The sequence below is a fragment of the Acetobacter sp. JWB genome, assembly GCF_003323795.1.
In the GTDB taxonomy this organism is placed as follows: domain Bacteria; phylum Pseudomonadota; class Alphaproteobacteria; order Acetobacterales; family Acetobacteraceae; genus Acetobacter; species Acetobacter oryzifermentans.
Map to the genome: position 1 here is coordinate 921,425 of NZ_CP030871.1, position 22,999 is coordinate 944,423.

General features: G+C 53.0%; 28 protein-coding genes, 1 tRNA gene and 1 pseudogene. 19 read left to right on the forward strand and 11 right to left on the reverse strand.

Annotated features, from left to right (window positions below; translation table 11 throughout):
• The first annotated feature begins 209 nt into the window (after positions 1-209).
• From DS739_RS04430 to DS739_RS04440, 3 genes are all read left to right on the forward strand, one after another.
• The gene (locus DS739_RS04430; RefSeq protein WP_006116145.1) at positions 210-2,141 is read left to right on the forward strand and encodes a superinfection immunity protein; all 1,932 of its coding nucleotides are present in this window, start codon (positions 210-212) and stop codon (positions 2,139-2,141) included.
• Between the two features lie 143 nt (positions 2,142-2,284).
• Positions 2,285-2,527 carry a hypothetical protein gene (locus DS739_RS04435; protein ID WP_035353190.1) on the forward strand — a complete coding sequence of 81 codons (243 nt, stop codon included), beginning with the start codon at positions 2,285-2,287 and terminating at the stop codon, positions 2,525-2,527.
• A gap of 120 nt (positions 2,528-2,647) precedes the next feature.
• The gene (locus tag DS739_RS04440) at positions 2,648-2,923 is read left to right on the forward strand and encodes a hypothetical protein (RefSeq protein ID WP_006116144.1); all 276 of its coding nucleotides are present in this window, start codon (positions 2,648-2,650) and stop codon (positions 2,921-2,923) included.
• A gap of 149 nt (positions 2,924-3,072) precedes the next feature.
• On the opposite strand, the gene DS739_RS04445 is transcribed toward DS739_RS04440, so the two are convergent.
• On the reverse strand, positions 3,073-3,414 hold the full coding sequence (locus DS739_RS04445; RefSeq protein ID WP_081461433.1) for a helix-turn-helix transcriptional regulator: 342 nt from the start codon (positions 3,412-3,414) through the stop codon (positions 3,073-3,075).
• A gap of 169 nt (positions 3,415-3,583) precedes the next feature.
• On the opposite strand from DS739_RS04445, the gene DS739_RS14270 reads away from it, so the two are divergent.
• From DS739_RS14270 to DS739_RS04510, 14 genes are all read left to right on the forward strand, one after another.
• Complete coding sequence (locus tag DS739_RS14270; protein ID WP_162853398.1) at positions 3,584-3,757, forward strand: hypothetical protein; 174 nt, start codon at positions 3,584-3,586, stop codon at positions 3,755-3,757.
• On the forward strand, positions 3,754-4,002 hold the full coding sequence (locus tag DS739_RS04450) for a hypothetical protein (protein ID WP_006116143.1): 249 nt from the start codon (positions 3,754-3,756) through the stop codon (positions 4,000-4,002). The genes DS739_RS14270 and DS739_RS04450 overlap by 4 nt, the downstream gene beginning before the upstream one ends.
• Positions 3,999-4,241, forward strand: coding sequence for a hypothetical protein (locus tag DS739_RS04455; protein ID WP_006116142.1), 243 nt, complete (start codon positions 3,999-4,001; stop codon positions 4,239-4,241). Before DS739_RS04450 ends, DS739_RS04455 begins: the two co-directional genes overlap by 4 nt.
• Positions 4,234-4,497, forward strand: a complete 264-nt coding sequence (locus DS739_RS04460; RefSeq protein WP_035353193.1) for a hypothetical protein — start codon at positions 4,234-4,236, stop codon at positions 4,495-4,497. The genes DS739_RS04455 and DS739_RS04460 overlap by 8 nt, the downstream gene beginning before the upstream one ends.
• Positions 4,494-4,772 carry a hypothetical protein gene (locus DS739_RS04465; protein WP_035353196.1) on the forward strand — a complete coding sequence of 93 codons (279 nt, stop codon included), beginning with the start codon at positions 4,494-4,496 and terminating at the stop codon, positions 4,770-4,772. Before DS739_RS04460 ends, DS739_RS04465 begins: the two co-directional genes overlap by 4 nt.
• Entirely contained in the window at positions 4,772-5,371 is a 600-nt protein-coding gene (locus DS739_RS04470) for a hypothetical protein (protein ID WP_035353199.1), read from the forward strand. The genes DS739_RS04465 and DS739_RS04470 overlap by 1 nt, the downstream gene beginning before the upstream one ends.
• On the forward strand, positions 5,368-5,628 hold the full coding sequence (locus tag DS739_RS04475; protein WP_006116139.1) for a hypothetical protein: 261 nt from the start codon (positions 5,368-5,370) through the stop codon (positions 5,626-5,628). Before DS739_RS04470 ends, DS739_RS04475 begins: the two co-directional genes overlap by 4 nt.
• Positions 5,625-5,876, forward strand: coding sequence for a hypothetical protein (locus DS739_RS04480; RefSeq protein ID WP_006116138.1), 252 nt, complete (start codon positions 5,625-5,627; stop codon positions 5,874-5,876). Before DS739_RS04475 ends, DS739_RS04480 begins: the two co-directional genes overlap by 4 nt.
• The gene (locus DS739_RS04485; protein ID WP_035353202.1) at positions 5,873-6,211 is read left to right on the forward strand and encodes an SANT/Myb-like DNA-binding domain-containing protein; all 339 of its coding nucleotides are present in this window, start codon (positions 5,873-5,875) and stop codon (positions 6,209-6,211) included. Before DS739_RS04480 ends, DS739_RS04485 begins: the two co-directional genes overlap by 4 nt.
• 814 nt (positions 6,212-7,025) lie before the next feature.
• Positions 7,026-7,274 (forward strand): hypothetical protein, encoded by a 249-nt coding sequence (locus tag DS739_RS04490; protein ID WP_006116136.1) that lies wholly within the window; start codon positions 7,026-7,028, stop codon positions 7,272-7,274.
• An 11-nt stretch (positions 7,275-7,285) separates the two neighbouring features.
• Positions 7,286-7,495, forward strand: a complete 210-nt coding sequence (locus DS739_RS04495; RefSeq protein ID WP_123809130.1) for a hypothetical protein — start codon at positions 7,286-7,288, stop codon at positions 7,493-7,495.
• A gap of 103 nt (positions 7,496-7,598) precedes the next feature.
• Positions 7,599-7,982, forward strand: a complete 384-nt coding sequence (locus DS739_RS04500) for a hypothetical protein (protein WP_006116134.1) — start codon at positions 7,599-7,601, stop codon at positions 7,980-7,982.
• A complete protein-coding gene (locus DS739_RS04505) occupies positions 7,979-10,540 on the forward strand; it encodes a DUF927 domain-containing protein (protein ID WP_006116133.1) in 2,562 nt (853 codons plus the stop codon). The genes DS739_RS04500 and DS739_RS04505 overlap by 4 nt, the downstream gene beginning before the upstream one ends.
• Before the next feature lie 157 nt (positions 10,541-10,697).
• The gene (locus DS739_RS04510) at positions 10,698-11,186 is read left to right on the forward strand and encodes a hypothetical protein (protein ID WP_231621245.1); all 489 of its coding nucleotides are present in this window, start codon (positions 10,698-10,700) and stop codon (positions 11,184-11,186) included.
• 263 nt (positions 11,187-11,449) lie between these two features.
• Here the strand turns inward: DS739_RS04510 and DS739_RS04515 are convergent.
• Positions 11,450-11,535 (reverse strand) — tRNA-Tyr (locus tag DS739_RS04515).
• A gap of 184 nt (positions 11,536-11,719) precedes the next feature.
• Here DS739_RS04515 and panB point away from each other — a divergent pair.
• The gene (gene panB, locus DS739_RS04520) at positions 11,720-12,538 is read left to right on the forward strand and encodes a 3-methyl-2-oxobutanoate hydroxymethyltransferase (protein ID WP_006116132.1); all 819 of its coding nucleotides are present in this window, start codon (positions 11,720-11,722) and stop codon (positions 12,536-12,538) included.
• A gap of 67 nt (positions 12,539-12,605) precedes the next feature.
• Here the strand turns inward: panB and DS739_RS04525 are convergent, their stop codons facing one another.
• A complete protein-coding gene (locus DS739_RS04525) occupies positions 12,606-13,697 on the reverse strand; it encodes an NADH:flavin oxidoreductase/NADH oxidase (protein WP_006116130.1) in 1,092 nt (363 codons plus the stop codon).
• Positions 13,698-13,793: 96 nt separating this feature from the next.
• Between DS739_RS04525 and DS739_RS04530 the strand changes: the two genes are divergently transcribed.
• Entirely contained in the window at positions 13,794-14,126 is a 333-nt protein-coding gene (locus tag DS739_RS04530; protein ID WP_006116129.1) for a helix-turn-helix transcriptional regulator, read from the forward strand.
• A 17-nt stretch (positions 14,127-14,143) separates the two neighbouring features.
• Here the strand turns inward: DS739_RS04530 and DS739_RS04535 are convergent, their stop codons facing one another.
• The 8 genes and pseudogenes from DS739_RS04535 to argH all read right to left on the reverse strand — a co-directional run bounded on the left by DS739_RS04535 (position 14,144) and on the right by argH (position 22,917).
• The gene (locus tag DS739_RS04535; RefSeq protein ID WP_006116128.1) at positions 14,144-15,127 is read right to left on the reverse strand and encodes a zinc-dependent alcohol dehydrogenase family protein; all 984 of its coding nucleotides are present in this window, start codon (positions 15,125-15,127) and stop codon (positions 14,144-14,146) included.
• Positions 15,128-15,243: 116 nt separating this feature from the next.
• Positions 15,244-15,423, reverse strand: a complete 180-nt coding sequence (locus DS739_RS14405) for a hypothetical protein (protein WP_240190203.1) — start codon at positions 15,421-15,423, stop codon at positions 15,244-15,246.
• Between the two features lie 167 nt (positions 15,424-15,590).
• A complete protein-coding gene (locus DS739_RS14410) occupies positions 15,591-16,004 on the reverse strand; it encodes a serine protease (protein WP_240190204.1) in 414 nt (137 codons plus the stop codon).
• Positions 15,994-16,980 carry a UDP-glucose 4-epimerase GalE gene (gene galE / locus DS739_RS04545; RefSeq protein ID WP_006116125.1) on the reverse strand — a complete coding sequence of 329 codons (987 nt, stop codon included), beginning with the start codon at positions 16,978-16,980 and terminating at the stop codon, positions 15,994-15,996. Before galE ends, DS739_RS14410 begins: the two co-directional genes overlap by 11 nt.
• An 86-nt stretch (positions 16,981-17,066) precedes the next feature.
• Positions 17,067-19,864: pseudogene (locus tag DS739_RS04550) on the reverse strand (DUF4175 domain-containing protein).
• Positions 19,861-21,204 (reverse strand): diaminopimelate decarboxylase, encoded by a 1,344-nt coding sequence (gene lysA / locus DS739_RS04555; protein ID WP_006116124.1) that lies wholly within the window; start codon positions 21,202-21,204, stop codon positions 19,861-19,863. Before lysA ends, DS739_RS04550 begins: the two are co-directional and overlap by 4 nt.
• Before the next feature lie 116 nt (positions 21,205-21,320).
• The gene (locus tag DS739_RS14275) at positions 21,321-21,464 is read right to left on the reverse strand and encodes a hypothetical protein (protein ID WP_162853387.1); all 144 of its coding nucleotides are present in this window, start codon (positions 21,462-21,464) and stop codon (positions 21,321-21,323) included.
• 4 nt (positions 21,465-21,468) lie between these two features.
• Positions 21,469-22,917 carry an argininosuccinate lyase gene (argH, locus tag DS739_RS04560; RefSeq protein WP_006116123.1) on the reverse strand — a complete coding sequence of 483 codons (1,449 nt, stop codon included), beginning with the start codon at positions 22,915-22,917 and terminating at the stop codon, positions 21,469-21,471.
• Between the last annotated feature and the right edge of the window lie 82 nt (positions 22,918-22,999).

The window sequence follows — 22,999 nt, forward strand, 5'->3', positions numbered from 1 at the left end:
AACGCTCATCACCTAACTTACTCGGAGCCCAGGATTTTTCGTCTAAGCCAGCATCCGTGAGCATTTTACGCATCAGTTTTGCACAATATTTTCTATTTGTGCTTTTGTGCCCCCAGGAATCAATGAGGCTTTCTATTACTCGACTCACAGAGAAGATGATGCCAAAGAATTTGGCGCTGTTAATTTAATCAAGATCAAATGGGTCGGGAATGAAGATTGCAATGCGGGTCATTTTGGGCCTGAATTTTTCACTGGTAGCTTTTTTAGGTCTACATGAGCGTGCGAACGCTGCCGATTACGACATCCCCGCATTAGCGAGCGCGAGCTTAGATGACCGCACGCATGCGCAAATTATGTCGGATGGCATTACAGCAACCTTAAAAGTAACGCCATCACGCCAATGTGGCGCACGCATGGTATGGCAGAATGTGGATCCACAGGCACCTGCTTCTTGTCAGGTTGCTTATCTAACCATTAAGGACTTGGCGCATCCATCGTCCCCTGAAGTTTCTTTTGCTCTTTCCCCATACGGGCCAGAAGGCCCAGTCAATCATTTAACGATGTCTATGTATCACCTCGATACGTCATCTTCTGCGCCGCAAATTATGGTTTCAGCTTATACAGGCGGCGCTCATTGTTGCGAGATTACTTCAATTTTTGGTCTTGCAGCAGACGGGGCTTGGAAGGAAACTCCTTTAGGCTCGTATGATGGTGGTAGTCCCCCAGAAGTTATTGATGCCGCGCACAATGGTTCGGCAGAAATCGTTACCTTCGATCAGTCTTTTCTTTATACTTTTTCATCTCACGCTGGATCTTATCCGCCGGTTATACTTGAAAAATATCAGGGCGGTACCCTGAAAAATGTTACAAAAGATGCTGTTTATAAATTCTATTTACAGCAACAGCTTGAAGAATCTCAGAATAATTGGATCCAATATGGAAAATCTGAGCCAAATGGGTTTTTGGCATATTACGTTGCGACAAAGGCCAATTTAGGACAATTTTCTGAAGCTTGGCATTACATGCTCGCGAACATGGATATGCAAAAAGATAGCATGTTCGGTGTTTCTCTTTGTGATTTTAAGCCGGGTAATCACAAGGAATGCACAAGAGATGAACAATCACCGTTACCTTTCCCGATGGGGCTAGCGCTGTTCCTAGAAAAAAATGGATATATTACAGACGATCAGGCAAAGAGTGTACCGTTAGTGCCTTCCATTCAATCTGTTTCGGAAAACACAGCCGGCCATTACAACCCAGATTTTTCTTGCATGCCTCCACCAGAGCATAATGGTGTAGCAGTTATGCTGTGCGAAAATAGCTTGGCTGCAAAGCATGAGTTGGAGTTCGATCAAGTTTATTATGCTTTGCGGCAGGTCGTTGGCAAAGATGGATGGAAGCTTCTCAAGCAGGAAGTTATTTTAGATGAGAATGCGGCAAACGAAAGCTGTGGTTTGCCTATCCCGGGGGTGACCGATCAATCTATCCCGACCAATGGTGCTGCCTGTTATATTAGCGCGATGGATAGTTTAGCCGAAAAATATCGCCGCAGGCTTAGCGGGGCGGCTTTGGAAGAGGCCTCTAGGCCAATAGACACCCATATTGCATTGCAAAAGAAGCTTATAGATTTAGGATATTTGCCTGCGGGTAGTATGGCCGATGGTGTATATGGAGAAAGTACCAGAATTGCTATTGGGACATGGCAACGCGTTGCCGGTCGACCAGAAGTTAATAGTTTTATTTCCAATGCTGATGCCGATGCGTTATTGCCGGCGGCATCGGCAGCATCTACGTCCACTCCTTCTGTGCCTGCGTCAAATGTTGCCCCTTCAATCTCAACAGTACCTGCGCCGTCTCCTGCACCTTCTGTCCAAAGTCACGCCAAACCTTCGCAGTTATTCGGTCTAGCTATCTGGATTGTGGTTTTGGTTATTATATTTGGCTTTACACTTTACTTTCTGCCTTTTGCGATTGCTTGCATTCGAGATACTACGAAGAAAGGCGCTGTTTTTGCAGTTAATTTCTTTTTTGGTTGGACGCTGATTGGTTGGGTTGCTGCGTTAGTAATGGCAATCTCCTTCGAAACGCAGAGTGATTATGAACTAAAGCAAAAAGCTTTAAGCAAGATTGTTAATAGTTAATGAAGCATTAGAAGGAGCCTAATCTTCTTGGCGGAAAATGCCTCAATACTCCTCCTCTCTAAACATTAGTGAATTGCTTCCAAGGCGGCTTGTGGGTCGCCTTTTTCTTGTACAATCACCCAAAATATGAGATTGCTAAAGCAATGCCATTGCTTCCTGTTAATTTTGATATGGCGGCGAGTGTATGTGGGCGCGTTGAAAATCTTGCCACGCATTCTGTTTTCACGGCTCAGCCATTGCTGCTGGATCTGCGTTCTGATCCGGAATTGCAGCAGATGGCCGAAGATCCTGACATCAACGCGAAGCATAGGCTCTTCGTACCGCGCACTTCCACGCAACTATTGCAGAAATGGCCTGCGTTCTCAAATCAGGGCGTTGTGCAATAGGGCTTGCAAGAATTGGCTGTAAGGCCGATAAAAATATCGGCGCTATAATTGCGTCTTTTTCTTCTCTCTGGATAATATGTCAGGCTGCCCCGTAAGGAGCGGCCTTTTTTTGTTAGCGCCATGGTCAGCCTACTTAGCATTGAAAATGTCATTGGCTCTATAGGACGTTACGGGACAACTGCGCCTGTTACTCTGGGCAGCGTGCCTTTGTATGGCATGGAAATTCCTGACGTTTTGACCAATGGCGGCCAGCAGAGACTGGAAGTGCACTGGTTGCCGGGAGGCACCAAGATTGTTGACCGCTTAGGAAACGATCCGGCCCGGTTTTCGTGGAATGCACGTTTCACTGGCCCGAATGCGATGGCGCGTGCTCAGCTTCTGGCGCAGATGCTTTAGAGGATAACATGGTAGCATTGCGGCGGTAGGGGATTGGTAGTTTCCTATAAAGCTACTACCAGCTTTATAGCTTAGTGATAGGTATCACATGCAGGAAAGAGGGCTTTTAAAACCCTACATCTTGTATTTGCGTAAATATAATTATTAAATTAGCATTTTTGTCCTTTTTTATTACGCCATTCTTTATCCCGATTTACTATCCATTCTCTTGCTTCCTGTTTCCGCTCTTCATGCTCTCTTTGATTTTTTAATTCAGTTTGAATAATCGTATTTTCTATTTCGCTTAGGGAGTTATTTAATACCCTTACAGTGATACTTCCATCATTGTTTATATCAGCATTTACTCCTTTCATCCCTAAAACCGACTCAAGGCGGATCAACGTAGACACGTTGGCAGGATGACCATTTTCAATACGCGTAATAGTAGCGGGAGACACACCGGCAGATTTGGCGAGTTCTCTAACTCCTATTTTTAGAGCAGCTCGGGCCATCCTTAATTGTGTCCCTGTTATCATATTGGCACCTTGACAAAATTATTATGCGAAGCTTTTATATTAGCACAATGTTATCATTTGATGGCATTGTAAACAATAGTGGCCAAGCCTGTGACTGGTCCTCACATGGCTTGGCCTAACCACAAACCGAAGGATGAATTCGGCAATGGCTACACATGCCTATAGCACGCCCATACACACATGGGCATTCCATATCTTCTGTACAAGCCTTCCCGCATTGGTGGCACCAGCTCTTATTGCTCTGGCGCTGTTGGGAATGGGCGCTTCTGATCCTGTCGTAACTGGCCACGCAGCCCAGAAGCTGGAGGCTGTGCGATGAGCAAGATGCCAACAGATATAGTTCTCATAGATCAAGCAGCCAGTCTGGGTGAAATCCAGAACGCCATGCTGATGATGATGCGTGAACTGTATGAGCGCATGGATGAACAGAGCGACCCAGCCCCCACACATGCAAATGCAGCGGCTTGGGGTGATGGTCTGTCTTGGCTGGCACGCTCCGTTGGAAATGTTCGGGATAATTTGAAGCAGGCTGTGGCTTCTGAAGCGAGGGAAGCAGCGCGATGAGCAACCCGACACCGGCCATGACAGAAGCCGAGCATGATCATCTTGCCAACTATAGAAACCCACGCTTGCTGTTCGACAAAGCTGAGAAAATTGCACAGGCGCTGCATGATTTAAGCCAGCCAGAGAACGAAGTGGTTTTTCCGGCTGCTCGTTATTGGTTGGCGGACGAACTTTGCTCAACGCTGGAACGCCTCGGCAATGTGACCGGCTATAGTGTGCGGAGGGGTGGCCATGAATAACCAGCCTCTCACAGGTTTCGAACAGGAAACTGTCAAGAACATGCGGAGTCAGGAGGCTGTCCTGAAAGACGCACGGATGATGGCTGCCCTTATAGTGGAAGTGACAGCCGGATGGAGCTGTGATGAATGCGACATCACCGATCCCGAAGCTCTCCATTGGCTGAGCCATCGGTTGCGGGATCATCTGGATCTGCTGGCAGCACATACAGGCGCGAAAGACGTGCCCGGCTGGATGCTGCCGGAGGAAGTGGCATGAGTAAGACAACCATACTCTTGAATATCGATTTGCAATTCATCGGGCAGCAAATAGCCGAACAGACCTTTCATGATGGAGAAGGTGCCGCAAAGTTGGCTGACTATCTGACAGGTGCCGCTTACGCCATTGGGTTTTCTGCTTACCAGAATGGCAGAGTTCAAACACAGCAAACTGCTGCTTTGGCACAGACAATTTCAGAGGCCGGTATTAAGCGCTGGAAGGAACTTACTCTGGGTCAAATCCTGATGGAAACAGAAGCCGGAGGGCATGCGTGATGCCAAAGTATAGCAGCGCCAAGGATATGCCGGACAATCTCAAGAACCCGACTGCTTTCATCGCATGGGAGCATGTGCGCGGGGTTTTTGTTCAGGAATTGGGAGATGACAAGGAAGGCTGGGTGTTCTGGCCCTGCGTCCATTTCCAAGATGATACATGGCACCCATTGGCAAAGGATGGTGACATAACCAAAGCCCGCCAGATATGTGCCAGCCTTTCTGCAATCCATGACAAGCCAATACAGGATTGGACGCGTCCAGCCCCACCTGGACTAACCCTTGCATCAACACGAGAACAGATTTCCAATTATCTCAAAGGCACAAAGGAATGGCTGGAAACCACACATCCAGAACCTTCGCCGCTCTGGGGTGCAGGCTGGGAATATACAGATCACCTGTTCCTTGATGGGTTCACCCACTTCGAGTTTGAAGAAGAAATGCGGGCTATGCACAAGACTGCCTTGGAAGTCTTTGGCGGCATGGAACCCAGTAAGCTCAAGGCTGGTCTTGCCATAGTCAAAGAACAGGCAACCCGCAGGTGGAGCCTGTTGCATGCAGCCAACATCAAGCCCGACCCCAAGCCGGAGGAAGTGGCATGACCACTCCAATACAGGCCGCCACGGTCGCTGCCATCAATTCTGATCGTCGTAGCTGGAAAGCTCATAATTTCAAGGAAGGAGAAACGGAAAGCCGTCGCTTCACGCAGGCCTGTCGCGCTGTTGCGAACACCAAAGCCCGGAACATCAAGGATCTGCAATGTAAGGCCCGTCTGGTTCTTCTGGTGTCCGAAGATGACAGAAGTATGGAAGCCAGTCTGGCGCGGGATGTGCTGGCACTTACGGGGGTGAGAGCATGAGCCAGAAACAAACTTCTGCATCACAACGGCGCAAAACCCCTGTGGTCACACCTGATCGGCTGAGCGTCATTCAGGACGCAACCAACGAATTGTCCTGCATCGGGATATGCCTTCAGGCCATGAGCAACGGCATGCTTACGGGATCGGAAGAAAGCGGCCCCTGCATGGGTGCTGTGGGCATGGCTCTGGAATGGCTATCCGGTGAAATGGAACGCCGATGCGCAGCCATTGCGGAGGCAGCATCGTGACGGATGGGCGTTCAAATTGGACAAAGGAGGAAATTGACCTTGTGGTGGGCCTGCGCACTCAAGGCCATGCATGGCGGGCAATCGCGCGTAAACTTGGCCGGTCTGATACAATGTGTCGGTTTCAGTATGAGCGCTACACTGGCGAAAAGGTAAGCGGGGATTCCTGCTTGCCCCATAAGAGTGCAGCAGAAACGTCTCCTCAATTGAAGGTAAGCGATATCAGGGCCGAGCGGGCACCTAATAGTGAGCCGCTTCCTATTGGGCATCCCGTCATCATGAAAGGCTTATGGAACGGTTTGGAGCGGTGGCGAGATAGCACTGACATCGATCAATAAGCATGCGATTCGGAGAAGTATGGAAGCAAAATGCTCTGACTTCTCCGATATCTGCATCATGCTTGGTGAAAAAAATGTGTGGGCTCGAAGGTGATTTTGGGCAGCCGATATCAGCAATTGGTTGGATGAGGATGATGTCTTTTGTGAGGAAAATTAGGGCTATGTTTCGGTCGAGTCTTTTCGTTCCTGTGAAGACTTTTTGAGAAAATGGAAAGCAAAGCTGGTTTTGCATAATGAGCATGGATAGGAGCACCAGAAAGGCCCTGTTTTTGGTCTTCTTAATCATGCCTTCAGCTCATTGATCATTATTTATGCCGTAAAAACCTCATAAATCGTCACTGAGGGCTCTCTGTTTGGTCTGTGGTCACAACAATGCGCGCAGAATGAAGCGCTTATATAGGGCGTATTTTAAGAGAAACGAAGCGTATGGCACTGGTAGCGCAGATTTTTATCAGATAGAACAAATGGAGAAGGCGTGATCAATGCCGAATGATCTTTTATTGAAGAATATTAGGTAGATGTGTTGGCTCCGATCGGGAGCCCCACATTCAAAAGAAAACCGCCCAAGGTGCGCCAACACCGAGAGCGGCTTTCCGATGATGAAACGCCTTTGTCGAACGAATAGATATGACTTCGTGGGTCAATCTATACGAACGAAGACGAACAAAAACCTTTGGTAACGGTTTTGTAGTCTTTGTATGCGTACTGACTTTGTTTTGGGAAGACAAAAACGATTAAAGACATCGTTTTTCATTCCTGATGACTGTCGTATTTTTCGTTCGACACCTTCTAAATTCGTTTTGACAGGTGTCATATGACCGAAGAAAAACATGACTGGGTGCATCTGGCTGATGCACTTCTTGAATTGAATCAGGCTCGTTTGGAGAAGGACGCAACTGCGGCTTGTTATGCCCAGTCAACTGCTTATGGCTTTGCTGCGGCAGGCCGTATTCCGACTGAACGAAGAGGACGTGCTTATTTTGTACGTCGTTCTGATTTGCCGCTTATTGCGTCTCGTCTACCGCTTGGGCGCCGCCGCCGTGCAGCAGTTCCTGCCGTCTGATGGAGGCGGTCATGGATCAAAAGGTTCCGCGTGCCGATATACGATATGTGTCGGTTAGCGACTGGATAACCCGTACAGGGATGTCCCGCACGGACACATATCGCAAGCTAGGCGATGGATCTTTGCATGGGAAAAAGATTGGACGCAAAACGGTTATAGATTTTCAGGCCGGGTTAACTTGGCTTGCGTCTTTGCCAGATGCTGAAATCATCACGAAATAAAACAGCCACCTGTCATTTCTGAGAGGTGGCTGCTTATCATTCTGTACAAGAAGAAAACCGCTCTCTCCTTGTACAGAAAAGATGAGTTTTCGTCCAATAAGAAATGACGTCTGGTGCTAGACTGGGACGTATAATTATGGCTGATAAAATGCCATCAAGCTCGGACTCTGTACATCTGGGTAGGGCAATAGACTTTCAAACTGTCAATCGTGCCGCTATGGGTATTCTTCCTGCGCTGCTGGGCCGTTGGCTGCCAGACGGCAAGAAGCAGGGTCACGAGTGGGTAGCGCGCAATCCCAAACGGAGTGACAGGAAACCCGGTTCTTTTAGTGTGAACCTGAACACGGGCCGGTGGGCAGACTTTGCGCAGGCCGATGCGCGGGGCGGGGATGTAGTCTCCCTTGCCGCCTATCTGGCGGACTGTTCTCAATATGAAGCCGCTGTGATGCTGGCAAAAATGCTTGGGCTGGCAGGAGGTGCGCAATGAGCATTTCCCAGCATATTCCAGCCATGGCCTGCATAGATGAAAACGGTCTGTTCAAACCGCTGACAGATCTGGAAAAGCAGGCAGCCCGTGGGCTTGCGACAGATACCCATGATGCAGAAATGTGGGAGCCGATGACGCCAGCTCCCTCCGAACCGGAGAAGCCCCGCAATGCCACAGATATGTGGGTGTACCGGGATGCAGAGGGGCGGCCTTTGTTCGCTCGTTTTCGGTACGACGGCAAACCCGGTGCAGATGGTATTCCGAAAAAGGAAGTCCGCCCGCTGACGTATGGCCGCCGTGTCTGGGCAGACAACAATGGGAAACATCAAGACGTTACCGGATGGCATTGGAAGCAACCAGCCAAGCCGTTGCCTCTCTATGGCCTAGATAAAATTGCAGCCCAGCCCGATGCACCGGTTCTTCTGGTGGAAGGTGAAAAAGCGGCTGACGCGGCCGGTGACCTGTTTCCCGATCTGGTAGTGCTCACCAGCGGAGGAAGCACATCCGTCCGAAGCGCTGATTGGTCGCCACTGGCAGGCCGGGATGTCACGATCTGGCCTGATAATGACGAGGCCGGTGAGAAATATGCTGAGCATGCTATTGAGGCGTTACGGGATGCCGGGGCTGCGTCTGTGCGAATGGTCATGCTTCCCGATACCTTGCCGCCCAAATGGGACTTGGCGGATGATCTACCCCTTGAAATGACGGGAGGCGATGCGGTCTCTGTGGCGGAAGCCCTCCGCCCGTTCATTGATGCCGCGCCACAGGCAGAAGCCAATGTAAAGATGCCGCCCGGTTACAGTATGACAAGCCGGGGCCTCTATTACACTCCAGAAGCAGGAGAAGATGGCCTTCCCAAACCAGCCATATGGGTTTGTGCCGCTTTTGATGTTGTTGCTGAAACACGAGATGAAAACGGGACAGGGTGGGGATTGCTGATCAACTGGCGAGATCATGACCGGCGCGCGCATCAATGGTCCATTCCGCGTAAAATGGTGCACGGGGAAGGCAAGGATATTGCGGGTGAACTGGAAGATGCAGGCCTGAACTGCAATATTTCTGCTACCCGACAGCTTCGTCAGTTCATTGCTTCCGTTCATACCAAAAGTCGTCTGCGCTGTGTCACCAATTCAGGTTGGCACAGGACGGATAATGGACCGGCTTTTGTGTTGCCCAATGGCATGACATTGGGGGAGGGCCGTCGGGCTGTGGCGTTTCAGACAACGCGCGCAGCTGCTGGCATGGAATATGCCACGGCAGGCAAGCTGGAGGATTGGCAGAACGACCTCGCTGTCTACGCCGTGGGAAACAGCCGTTTGGCATTCGCCTTGGCGGTGGCTTTCAGTGGGCCGCTTTTGGATATCATGGGTGAGCAGTCCGGCGGCTTTCATATTGTTGGCGCCAGCCAGGCCGGTAAATCTACGGCCCTGTTCGCGGCGGGCTCTGTCTGGGGCAAGGGCGATAGGGACGGGCAGATACGCTCATGGCGTGGCACGACAAATGGGACAGAGGGCATCGCTGCCGAGACTTCTGACACCTTGTTGATTCTGGATGAGATGGGGGCGGCAGATGGGCGCGAGGTCGGGGACATTACCTATATGCTGGCCAACAATACCGGCAAGCAGCGCGCAGGACGGAACGGGGAAGCACGGGCCCGCAAGACATGGAGGTCCCTGTTTCTATCAACGGGTGAAGTTACTCTCGCTACCAAGATGGGAGAGGCTGGCCGTCGGGTTATGGCGGGGCAGGAGGTGCGTCTTGTCAGTATTCAAGCAGATGCCGGAGCCGGTATGGGGCTGTTTGAAAATCTGCACGGAATGCCTGGCGCCGGGGATCTTGCTGACCATATCCGCAGGGCTGCGCGCACCCATTATGGTACGGCCAGTCGCGCCTATCTTGATGCTCTTGTCAAAGAACGGGCTGACGATGAAGCGGGCCTTGCATCCGGTATCAAGAGTCTTGTTGATCGGTTTGAGGCGGACTGTCTACCTAATGGCATAGCAACAAGCGGGCAGGTGCGTTCTGTTGTGCGCCGTTTTGGGTTGGCGGCTGCGGCTGGTGAAATGGCCGTGGCTTACAAGATTCTGCCGTGGCCATCAGGAGAAGCTACGCGGGCTGCGAAAGCCTGTTTTATGTCATGGCTGGATGATCGTGGCGGAACGCAGGCTGGGGAAGATCAGGAAGCAGTTGAGCAGGTGCGCCTGTTCATAGAACAACATGGAGAAAGTCGCTTTACCTTGCTGGGCGGCAATGAAGGTCAAGAGGATGCGTATAGCAAGACATTGAACCGCGTAGGCTACCGCCGCACCATGGCTACCTCAGAGGGAAATAAGTGGGAATATCTCATTTTCCCGACATCATGGCGTGAAGTGGTTTGCAAGGGCATTGATCCCAAGCGCGCAGCACAAGCTCTTATCGCGGCGGGTTATCTTATCCCCAGCCCGGACGGTAAAGCATCCAAGTTGGTTAAATCTGCTGAAATAGCTCGGGAGGTCGGGACATCAAAAACCGGCCGTTTCTATATTGTTAGCGGAGACATTATCGGAGGTGACCGATGATGATCAGTCGATTGGTAACACCGGTAACACGGAGGAAAAGGGAGTGTGTTACCGCGCTGCTTCATGAAAATAGGCGGAAAACAGCCATTTTTACGCATGGTAACACCAGTAACACCGATAACACCGCAAAAACATATACCCGGAGGGCTTTCGTGTGGTGAGCCAAGTTCTTCGTGATCTGTTTGCTAGGGATAGCGATCCATTCCAAGTCAGCTTCTTGGTCAAGGAAATAGAAAGTTTGGGGGCGCATATTGTTCTTGCTGATGAGCAGCCGGTTATACGAGGTGACCGATCCGTAATCTCTCCCGATTTACTAGTGCGCCTCAAAGAAAATAGGGCACTCATTATTGAGCATCTGAAAGAACAGGCTGCTCATAGTGCGGAGAGAATGGAGGGCATAGAGCAAGAACGATCTGGCATCCGCAGAGATATGGAGACGGGCAAGCTGCATGTGTTTGGGAACCCCAGTTCCCAATGGTTAATGGCGCAAGGCTGGGAATGGGATAAGCATCGCCGCAGGTTTATGGCTCCCTATCCATTCGACAGGGAAGACCCGCATCCAAGTTGTATGATTGGAGGAGGCCCTAAATTAACTGATGATTATCCGGAACTGATGTTTGAGCCGCAGAACGAGCAAGCGGCATAGGTCTTACGCAGGAAAGCTAGACAGGGACTTCCATCATGGAGGTCCCTTTTTTGTATGGGGCGCGGTTACACAAGCACAGCATTACAGGCTTCAATTCTATAGGTGTCCGCATTTATTTAATAAATATATATCTCTCATGCAAAAATATAAGATACTGATTTTGTGAGTGTTTACGGTGATTGTTTTAAGAGGAGGAGTAAGAGGGGTAACGCTCAATAAGCGACCGCTATCTTTTTGTTTTTACTGGATATTTTTCAGAAAAATGGTGGAGGGAGTTGGATTCGAACCAACGTAGGCGTACGCCAGCGGATTTACAGTCCGCCCCCTTTAGCCACTCGGGCATCCCTCCGATTTGTTGAGCCGTGATCTAAAGGGTTGGAGGAGTGTTGTCAATGCTTTGAAGGGTATTCTTTTTCTTTTTGTGGTTTTGCTTTGCTTCGGCTCGTGGCAGGGCTGGACAGCAGAGGAGGATACAGGAAAGCTGCCCTCACTTTTGGTCCATGATCCTGAATTGAAACAAGGAGAGAATACGCGTGAGCCGACATCAAACAGTCAAGCGGCACACACCGCGATCTTTAGCGGCGTTGGATGCTCCTATCGTGTCTCTTACCGCTTATACGGCCCCTATGGCCCGCTTGCTGGATGCGCATTGTGATCTGCTATTGGTGGGGGATTCTTTAGGCATGGTGGTGTACGGTATGGATTCCACTTTGGCCGTAACCCCGGAAATGATGATAGCCCACGGCCAGGCTGTTGTGCGTGGCAGCCAGCAGGCCTGTGTGGCGGTGGATATGCCTTTTGGTAGTTATCAGGAAAGCCCGCAGCAGGCGTTCCGGGTGGCGGCGCAGATTATGGCGCAAACAGGGGCCGGGAGCGTAAAGCTGGAAGGCGGGCAGGAAATGGCTGAGACCATTCAGTTTTTGGTGCAGCGCGGCATTCCGGTTGTGGGGCATATCGGGCTTAAACCACAGGCCGTGCACGCGCATGGCGGCTTCCGCACCGTTGGCCGAGGCGATGAGGCCGAACAGATTCTAGCAGATGCACGCGCTGTGCAGGATGCTGGCGCATGGGCGGTGGTGATTGAAAGCACAATGGAACCGCTTTCCCGCAAGATCAGCGAGATATTGCATATTCCGACTATTGGCATTGGGGCTTCTCCCGCGTGTGGCGGGCAGGTGCTGGTTACAGAGGATATGCTAGGGCTGTTTCCTGATTTCACACCCAGATTTGTGAGAAAATTTGCTGATCTGGGCAAGGAAGTTGAGCAAGCCGCCGCCGCATATGCTCAAGCCGTGCGCAATCGTAGTTTTCCTGGCCCGGCTGAATGTGTGGGAATGCCAGAGAAAAAATAAGAGCTTCCAGTGTTCCGGGCACTTTAGAGTGAACCCGGAATACTGGAAATACAAAGGTAACGCCGTGTTACTGATAACGGGCCAACCACCACCCGTAAGAAGGCGGCAGCACATTTCCCGCATTTTTAACGTGTAAAGCGCGTGCGGCTTCATACGGCCAGTGCGGGTTGGCAAGGAATGGCCGCCCAAGTGTTGCCAGATCCAGCGCACCTGTGCGGATCAGCGCATCTGCCTGTCGGCCTTCGCTAATATACCATGAGGTTGTGACAGGCAGCGCGGCTTCCTGTTTTACGCGTTGAGCGTAAGGCGCCATAAACCCGGCACCCCACGGAATATTGGCTGTGGGGGTGGAAAACCCGATGCTGACATCCAGAAAATCCAAGCCTGCCCCTTTCATTTTCTGAACAAGGGTAATGGATTCCGCCAGCGTTTGTTCATCCTGCCCATCAAATTCAATCACGCCAAAGCGGGCGGAAAGGGGCAGGTTTTCAGGCCATACAGCACGCACGGCTTCCAACGTTTCCAGCAAAAAGCGGCCACGATTTTCGGCCGAGCCACCGTATTGATCCGTGCGTTTGTTGGAGTGGGTGGACCAAAAACTTTGTGCCAGATAACCGTGCGCAAAATGCAGCATCAGCCATTTAAAACCGGCATCTCGGGCACGTTCTGCGGCGCGCACAAAATCGGCTTTTACGCGGGCAATATCATCCAACGTCATTTCCGTGGGCACGCGGGGCAGGTTGGCTCCAAATGCTACAGGTGAGGGCGCAATGGGTTGCCAACCTGCTGGGTCTGATTCTGGAATATGGTCATCACCTTCCCACGGCACGTGTGCGCTGGCTTTGCGGCCGGCATGGGCAAGCTGGATGCCGGGCACGGCGCCGGCTTTGCTTATGGCTGCTGTAATAGGGGCAAAGGCAGCAGCCTGCTCATCATTCCATAAACCAAGGCAGCCGGGGGTAATGCGCCCTTCGGGGGAAACGGCTGTGGCTTCCACAACAACAAGAGCCGCACCGCCGCGGGCGAGAGTAGGATAATGCACGGCATGCCAATCATTCGGCACGCCCTCATGTGCTGTGTATTGGCACATGGGGCCAACCACAATACGGTTGCGTAAGGTAATATCTTTAAGGGTATAAGTATCAAACAGTGTCGGCATGCGTAGTCTCCGTTACGGATCAGGTCTGCACGACCATTAGTTCGACTATAATCGAACTAATCCTGTAGGCAAGAGTTAAGGGCTCAAGCGCAACCCATGAAGCAGTATGATCATCCTGCGCCCGAAGCGTTCAAGTTGGCGGATATTCTGCACGCGCTGGCAGATCCTTTTCGGCTTTCTGTTGTGCGTAAGCTTGTGCAGCATCAGCCTCAGGCTTGTGCGCCATTGCAGGATGGGCGGCCCAAATCTTCTATTTCCCACCATTTTGCGGTGTTGCGTAAATCTGGTTTGTTACGCACGGAAGTTGTGGGCGTAACCCACATGAACAGCTTGCGTTTGCAGGATATGGAAGCACGCTTTCCCGGCCTGCTGGCGGCCATTCTGGCTGCTGCGGAGCAAGAGCAAATGCCTGTTCCACAACCAGCCTGATATATTCACCTATGGGTTTAGGGCACCAGTACGGCGGCACCATCAAACCGACCATGCCGTAAATCATCCAGCGCTTTGTTGGCGTCTTTTAGGGCATATGTGGTTGTGGTGGTGTGGATGCCGATTTTTGGCGCAATGGACAGAAAATCTAACCCATCCTGACGCGTAAGATTGGCAACGGAAACAATTTCACGCTCTTCCCACAAGGTATCGTAAGAAAAGGCAGGTATTTCGCTCATATGGATACCAGCACATACCACACGGCCACCTTTGCGCAGGGTTTTGAGCGCTGTTGGCACCAAAGAACCTACGGGTGCAAAAATAATGGTGGCATCCAGTTGTTCTGGCGGCAGCTCATCCGAACCTCCGGCCCATGTTGCTCCTAATTCACGCGCAAAAGCTTGCGTTTTGGCATCATCGGGGCGGGTAAAGGCGTAAACCTGCTTTTTCTGCCACACCAGAACCTGCGCAATAATATGGGCAGCAGCCCCAAAACCATAGAGCCCAACTTTTTGTGCATTTCCGGTTTTTGCCAAGGAACGCCAGCCAATAAGCCCAGCACATAATAGGGGCGCTACTTCTACATCAGAGCCTTCTTCCCCCAATGGAAAAGCAAAGCGGGCATCTGCTACGGCCATTGTGGCGTAGCCGCCATCCCGCGTATATCCGGTAAATACGGGATGGTCACACAGATTTTCATGATGATCACTGCAATAAAAGCAGTGTCCGCATGTGTGCCCAAGCCACGGAATACCCACGCGCTGCCCAACAGATAAAGAGGTAACGCCAGAGCCAATTTGGTCAATCCGCCCGACAATTTCGTGGCCGGGGATAATAGGTAGTTTGGGGTGTGTAAGGTCTCCATCCACCACGTGTAAATCTGTGCGACATACACCACAGGCCAACACTTTTACCCGAATTTCACCGGGGCCGGGCACAGGGTCTGGCACTTCCTCCCATTGCAGGGGCGTTTTGGGCTGGTGCAGACGCATGGCAAACATGGGAGGCTTCCTTTTTGCGGTATCAAACCTTGGTATTTTCTACCAGAATGAAAGATATCCTGCGCAGCAGAAAGTGAGATGTCTTTGATCTGCCGCAGTTTGCAGCAGGGTTTTTGCTAGTTCTGGCTTAAAAGTGGCACAGCACGGCCACCGGCACCATTGGTGAATGCCTGCACCTGCACACCAATAACGTGCCACCCGCCCTGATCATGAAACAATAAAGGTGCGCCGCTGCTGCCATGTGTGCCCGCGCAATTATGCACCAGTAGCGTGTTACCGCCCCCATCTTGTGTCATATTCAAAAAATGGCAGTTTTGGTCAGCGGTAATAATATCAGGCTGGTTTTGCTCATACCCGCCCAATACAACAGGCAATCCGGGTGTAAGGGCCTGTAGAGGTGTATCGATATGGAAAACCTCGTTCGGCTTGGCGATAGCATGATCCAGAATAAGCGTGGCATGGTCTAACCCGCCACTATTGCCTTCCTGATCTGTTCTGTAACCGGGGGGATAATAATTTGCACGGCACGGGCATGGGCCATGTAATGGTCACCCGTATAAGCACGCAAAAAATGCACGCTTTCAGGCCGCACAAACCCACGCACATGGCTCAGCCACAGGCAGTGCCCGGCAGTTTCCACCACGTTGGGTGCAATTAAAAAGCCGGTGCATCTGCTGCCCAGTTCTGTTTGCACACGCCCCACGGCAGACCAAGGCGGCTGCATGGCATCCACTTTTTGGCGTGGGTCTTGCAGCCCTACGCCAGCCAGATGCGTGCGATAGGCTGGGCCTTCTGCGTTGGCGGCATGGCTTACCAAGGCGGCGTGCATGGCAGCGGTAAAGGCCACCATGCAGGAAAAAAGAAGGTTACGCGCCATAACCCTGCGGGTGGTTTTTGCGCCAGTTAAAGGCTGTTTCCACAATCCGATCAATATCCGTAAATTCTGGCGCCCAACCTGTTGCTGCCATCAGGCGCGCTGGGCTGGCCACCAGGCTGGCCGGATCACCCGCGCGGCGTGGGCCTGCCTGCCAAGGCACTTCCAGATTGCTCACGCGGCCAACGGCATCAATAATTTCGCGGTTGGAATTGCCGCGCCCTGTGCCAACGTTAAACACCACGCTTTTATCATTCAGAAGCGGCAGCACAGCCAGATGGGCGCGTGCCAGATCTGTAACATGCACATAATCACGAATACAGGTGCCATCTGGCGTAGGATAGTCCTCACCAAACAGCGTAAGGGCTGGGCGACGCTTCAGGGCAGCATCAATAACCAGCGGGATCAGATGCGTTTCAGGGCGATGGTCTTCCCCCGCACGGCCAGCCGGATCAGCCCCAGCGGCGTTGAAATAACGCAGGCAGGCACTTTTCAGCCCATGAATTTTGTCGGCCCAGTACAGGGCGCGTTCCACCATATATTTGCTCTCGCCATACGGAGAGCCGGGGTTGATGGGGGCATCCTCGTTAATCGGGCCTTCCCCAGCAGAACCAAACAGGTTGGCTGTGGAGGAAAACACAAAGCGTTTTACACCGTGGCGCACACAGGCATCAATCAGCCCAAAACCGTAGCCAGCATTGGCTGTCATGTACATCATGGGGTTTTGCATGCTTTCTCCCACCAAGGAGAGGGCTGCAAAATGCAGAATGCCATCCCACGTGCCGGAGGAAAGAACCTTATCCAGACAATCAATGTCTGAAATATCACCTTGCACGAAGGTCGCCTGTTCTGGCACCGCGGCGCGGTGGCCAGTGCGCAGGTTGTCCAGCACAACAACGTCGTGCCCATCATCCAGCAGGGCAAGAACAACGTGGCTGCCAACATACCCAGCGCCACCGGTTACCAGAAAACGAGCCATACTCTCTTTTCGCTCCGTGCAATGTAAAAAGTCATACCCGGTTATCTTGCTGATAAGTCCAGGAAAGAGTTCGCTTCATTTCCGCTTCAGAACGGCTTAAGCAAACGGTCAAGATAATCCAGTTCCTGCTGTGGGCGGGTGCGGTCTGAATCACGCCGCCGCAGTTCCTGCTCAATTTCTCTGGCGCGCTGGCGGGCCACGTTATCTGGAATGTGGGTAGAATCATCTTCGGTCTGATCCTTGCCTTCACCCAGTTTACGGCCCAGCGGATCGCGCTTGCCGCCCTGTTTGTCTTCTTCCTCCTGATTTTCTGAGGAATCAGAGGGGGGGCAGAACCATTCTGGCCATCGGATGCACTGCCAGAACCAGAAGATCCATCAGACGGGCTGCCCAGAGCGGGCAAAAAGCTGGGGATACTGTTTTTGCCGTTACCCTTAACGGCATCCTGCATTTGCTGGCGTGTTTTGCGTAGGGCTTCCAGTGCTTTTTCTTCAGCATTGGCGGCGGCGGCATCATCCCCATCGGCCAGCGCCTTGCGGGCATCCTGCATGCTTTTGCGGGCTTCATCAAAAGCACCGGGGGTTTTGCCTGTCAGATCCTTAAATTCGTCTTTCAACTCATCCAGCGCGTGTTCCAACGCATGCTGCGTGGCGCGCTCATTACGCCGGGCTGCGGCTTGTGCCTCTGCTTTTGCTGGGTCAGGCATAAGCGGTGTTTCAGGCTGCGAGGGCGGAGGTGGGGGTGCAGGCTGCGCTCCTTCCGAACCCGGAGGCATGGGCAGGCCCAAACGGCGCAACAGCTCGGATGTGGGCATGTTGGCGTAATCGGCCTCACCATCACCATCGTCTGCCAGATCACTTTGTTTCTGGGCCTGCGCTTTCAGGTTTTCATCAAGGCGAGATTGTGCATGGTCCAACAAGGCGGTTTGTTTGCTTGCCAGATCATGTAGGGCGGCAGTCTGTTCGCGCATTTTTTGTTGCGCCACCATCTGCTGCGCCAAGTTTGCCATATCCTGTGGTGTGGCGTTGCGCATGCGCTCGGTGGCGTTTTCCATATCCTGCAAACGCTTCAGCGCTTCATCTGCATGACCATTGGAGGCATCGGACTGGAGCTGGCGCATCAGGCGTGAAAAGGCCTGATTCCCTGCACTGGTAAAACCCGGAAGATCAGGAATAACCGTGTGATCTTTCATGGCCTGATTTGCTAGTGCCTGCATTTTGCGGCTGATGGCGCTTTGCAGGGTTTTGAGTCTTTCTTCCAGTTCCTGCTGGGCCTGTTGTCCTTGTTGCCCATTTTCGTGCATGTGCTGGAGCTGCTGCGCTACGGCGGCTTGGGCTGCGCGCACATCAATGGATGCCTGAGCACTGGCATCATCCCCTGTGCGGCGGTCTTCTATATCCAGAGCCAGATCCCACAGCAGGTTTGTGGCGCCAGCGCGGGCGGTGGCCGTGTCCGTCAGGTTGTTATCCAGCATGGCCACCACGCTGCTGAGCGCCAGCAACATACCGGTATGCTCACGCACCGGGCCGGGGGCATCGGCCAGTGCCTCCAGATCTAATGCGGCATCCTGTCGGCTTTCCTGCCCCAAAGCGAAGCGCTTACGCACGTCCAACAGTGCGCGGGCAATGGGGGAATGGAAAACACGTGCGCCCATACGGAACGTGGCGGGGGCACTTTTGCCCTCATGCCCACTTACGGACGAGGCAATCACACGGCCGGTTACGGTTTCTCCTGCCCACGGATCTTCCGACAGATCGGGGCTAATGGCACCTTTTACAGATTTGGGATGCCCAACAAGAGGAAGGGGAATGGTGAGTGTACGTTCTGACCCGTGTTTGGCGTGGGCCAGATGCAGCTCTACCTTAAGGGATGCCAGCCCATAAGCATGGCTGGACTCATACGGCAGAAGAGTGCGCCATTCTTCTTTACGGGGAGAGCCAGGGTTTGGCCCCCATTTCACGCTGGGGTCTGCATCTGGCAGTACGGTTACGGGCCATTGGGCTAATGTTCGACCGCGGCCTGTAAGGCGTACGGTGCCAGAATGCTCCAGCACCACATCCAGCTTCCAGCTATGGGCATCCAGTTTGTGGCGTGTGGCATCATGCAGCACCATGCCACCCTGTTCCCGCAAGGTGGGGTGTGAGGCCAAGCCCGTGACAATGGCAGTAAGATGGGCCCCTTGCGGCGTTTGTGGGGGTGTTTTGATATTGCCCAAAAAAACAGGGGCATCTGGCGCGTAAGTAGGTGGGGTTATCCATGCCTCTACACGCGGGAAGGGGACATCAGGATCATCCCGCCCCGGAATAAACCCGGCAAGGATACGCCCCGGCGCGGAGGAACCCGCAAGCCCGGCTGTGCCAGCAAGGGCTGCAATCAATACCCATGCCCCAATCTGCCGCGTGCGGCCTTGCGGCCAAAGGCGCGGCCAACCCACCCGCAGCCTGCCAAGTGATGCCAGAATACGCTGCTGATGCGCCTGCCATAGGGTGGTGGAACTTTGCGAGGATGTGCCTGCGGGATGGTCTGTTAGTGTAGCGAGGGGGCGGTTGTGTAGGCCGGATGCCTGTTCAATTCGCCGGTCAACTTCGCTTGGGGTGGGGGGCGCAAGGTTTTCAATATCCTTGTGCAGTCGCCAGCCGCATAGGCTCAGCCATCCGGCCACCAGCAGCAGCCGGATGCCATCTGGCAGATGCTGAGGAATGCGTAGCAAAGAGGCTACGCAGTAAACCCCCAGCAGGGCAAAAGTGGGCTGAAGCGCAGGCCACAGCTGTTCTATCCGCAAAACAATGGCGGCATGGCGGCGTGCGGTGGCAAGGCGCTCCGCCAGCGCTCCATCCTCAGCGGTGGAGGCGGTCAGGGATTGGTGCAGACCGCCTTGGTTCATGTGGCTTTGGCAAGGTGGGAGGGCACAGTTTCATCCTGCCACAGTTCTTCAACACTCTGCCTTTGGCGTATCACCTGCCATTGGCCATCTTCAACCAGAACTTCTGCAGCAAGCGGGCGGCTGTTGTAAGTGGAACTCATAACCGCACCATACGCGCCTGTATCCAGCAGGGCTATACGTGCATTGCGGGCCAGCGGGGGCAAAAGCCTATCCCGCGCAAATGTATCTCCACTTTCACACACAGGGCCGACCACATGGGCCAAGGAAACAGGTTGGCTGAACGCCTGCGGTGCAAGTGGTAAAATGCCATGCCACGCATCATACATGCTGGGGCGCAGCAGTTCGTTCATGGCCGTATCCAGCACAAGGAAAGGCACATCCATGCCTTGTTCCTTACGCAAGATCACGCTGCTCAGCAGCACACCAGCCGGGCCAATGGGCCAACGCCCCGGCTCAATTGCCAGCTTTACGCCCAGATCACCCAGTTCTGCCTTAATGGCGCCAGCTAGCGCTTCGGGCTGACCTTCGGTTTCATTGCGGTAGCAAATGCCAAGGCCACCGCCACAATCCACTACGCTTACGGCATTGCCAGCGGCACGCACGCTACGCACCAGTTCCGCCACGCGGGCATAGGCTGCACGATAAGGGGTGGTGGTTAAAATCTGGCTACCAATATGGGTGGCAAAACCAACAGGCCGCACGCCAGAGAGGGTGAACGCGTGGGCATAAAGTGCTGCGGCATCTTGAAATGGAATGCCAAATTTATTGGCAGCCAACCCGGTTGTAATTTTGGCGTGGGTTTTGGCATCCACATCCGGGTTTATGCGCAGGGTAATAGTGGCCTGCTTTCCCAGTTTGGTGGCAATGGCTGAAATAGCTTCCAGCTCTTCTGCGCTTTCCACGTTAATCTGGCCAATGCCGTGGCTAATGGCCTGTTCCAGTTCGGCATCTGTTTTGCCAACGCCGGAAAACACAATGCGGCTTGCTGGAATACCGGCCTTTATGGCGCGCGCCAGTTCACCACCGCTTACAATATCCGCCCCAAAACCTTCCTGACCGATTAGGGTAAGAATGGCCAGATGATCATTGGCTTTCACGGCATAGTGGATGGAAACATCCAGCCCGGCATCCCGCATGGCAGCGTGCATCCGGCGCATACGCGTGCGCAGCGTACCCGCCCCCAATACCCAACAGGGTGTGCCAACAGAATCAGCTATGGCGTTTAGGGCCACGCCTTCCAGCATCAGCCCACAGGTAGGGCTAACCGTAAGCTGCGGGTGCGTTTGTAACAGTTCTGCCAGTGTTGGGTCGGCATCGGTATAAACAGGTGTTTCGGCCATGAGGCGTAAAGGCTCTGATTGTAAAAAAGAAGCAGGGAGCCACACCAAGAAACTCTTGGCATGGCAGGTTATGCAGTGCGGTGCGCTATGAAACCCATATAGTGCGCACTGTGGTCTTATTCATCCGGCGGATACATACGCGGGTAAGAAATTTTGTTTTGCGGGCCGGGCTGATGCGGCGTGCCCTTTTTGCCGCATGCCGCCAGAGGCAGAAACAGGATAGTAGCCAGCGCAAGGCCAAAAATCAGGCGGTAGTTCATGGTTTTACTGCTCTGCTGTGGTGGGTTCTGCACCCAGAGCCTTCAGCCAGCGCTGAGCCTGTGCGCTGACGTTGCCGGATGCGGTGCCACCTTCGCTGGTGCGAGATGCAATGGAGGCATCTACACTGAGAACCGAATAGATATCATCCGTAATGCCGGGTTCTTCTGCCTGCATTTCCTGCAATGTCAGATCTGCCAGCCCCACGCCTTTTTCCTCGGCTTTGGCAACCAGGCGGCCTGTTACGTGGTGCGCGGTGCGGAATGGCACTTTCAGCACGCGCACCAACCAGTCTGCAATATCTGTAGCGGTGGAATAGCCAGAACCTGCCAGTGCACGCATTTGGGCGGTGTTGGCTGTCATGTCCCGCACCATACCATCGCATGCGGCAAGAGAGAGGGCAGCAGCATCCGTGGCTTCAAACACGGGTTCCTTATCTTCCTGCATATCTTTGGCGTAGGCCAGCGGCAGGCCTTTCATAACAGTTAGCAGGCTTACAAGGCTGCCGGTGATGCGGCCAGTTTTGGCACGCACCAGTTCTGCGGCATCCGGGTTACGCTTTTGCGGCATGATGGAAGAGCCGGTGGTGAACGCATCTGAAAGGCGGATGAAAGAGAAAGGTGAGGAGCACCAGATGACAATTTCTTCCGCCATGCGTGAAAGGTGCATGGCCATGATGGACAGTGCAGAAAGATATTCCAGCGCAAAATCACGATCAGATACAGAATCCAAAGAATTGGCGGTGGGGCGGTCAAAATGCAGCAGTTCGGCAGTCATCTTCCGGTCAATGGGGAAGGATGTGCCAGCCAGCGCGGCAGAACCCAGCGGGCATTCGTTCAGGCGCTTGCGTGTGTCTGCCAGACGGCCCCGGTCACGCGCCAGCATTTCCACATACGCCATCAAATGATGGCCGAATGTTACAGGCTGTGCTGTTTGCAGGTGGGTAAAGCCCGGCATGGGAGTGGCGGCATGTTCCTCCGCCCGGCGGGCAAGGGAGCGCATAAGGGCGGCAACCTGTTGATCCAGCCCATCAATGGCATCCCGCACCCATAGACGAAAATCCGTTGCAACCTGATCATTGCGAGAGCGGGCAGTATGCAGGCGCTTACCGGCCTCACCAATACGGTCAGACAGGCGGGCTTCGATATTCATGTGAATATCTTCCAGCGCTTCGGAAAAGGGAAAGTTGCCAGCAGCAATTTCCTGCCCGATTTCTGTTAGCCCCTTGCGGATTGTGGCTTCATCATCCTTGGAGATAATGCCTACATGCCCCAACATGGCAGCATGGGCGAGGGAGCCAGAAATATCCTGCTTCCACATTACCTTATCAAAGCCAATGGAGGCATTGATGGCCTGCATGATCTCAGAAGGGCCACCGGCAAACCGCCCGCCCCACTGGACATTGGCGTTTTTCTGGTTTTCCGTTTCCGTGCTGTTCTGGCTGTTCAGAGACATTTTAGGCCCTAATTCCGTCCTGCTGCGTAAGATGTGCTCAGGCGTTGGCTTATACTGCCGCGGCGCGGATGCAAAGATGCCA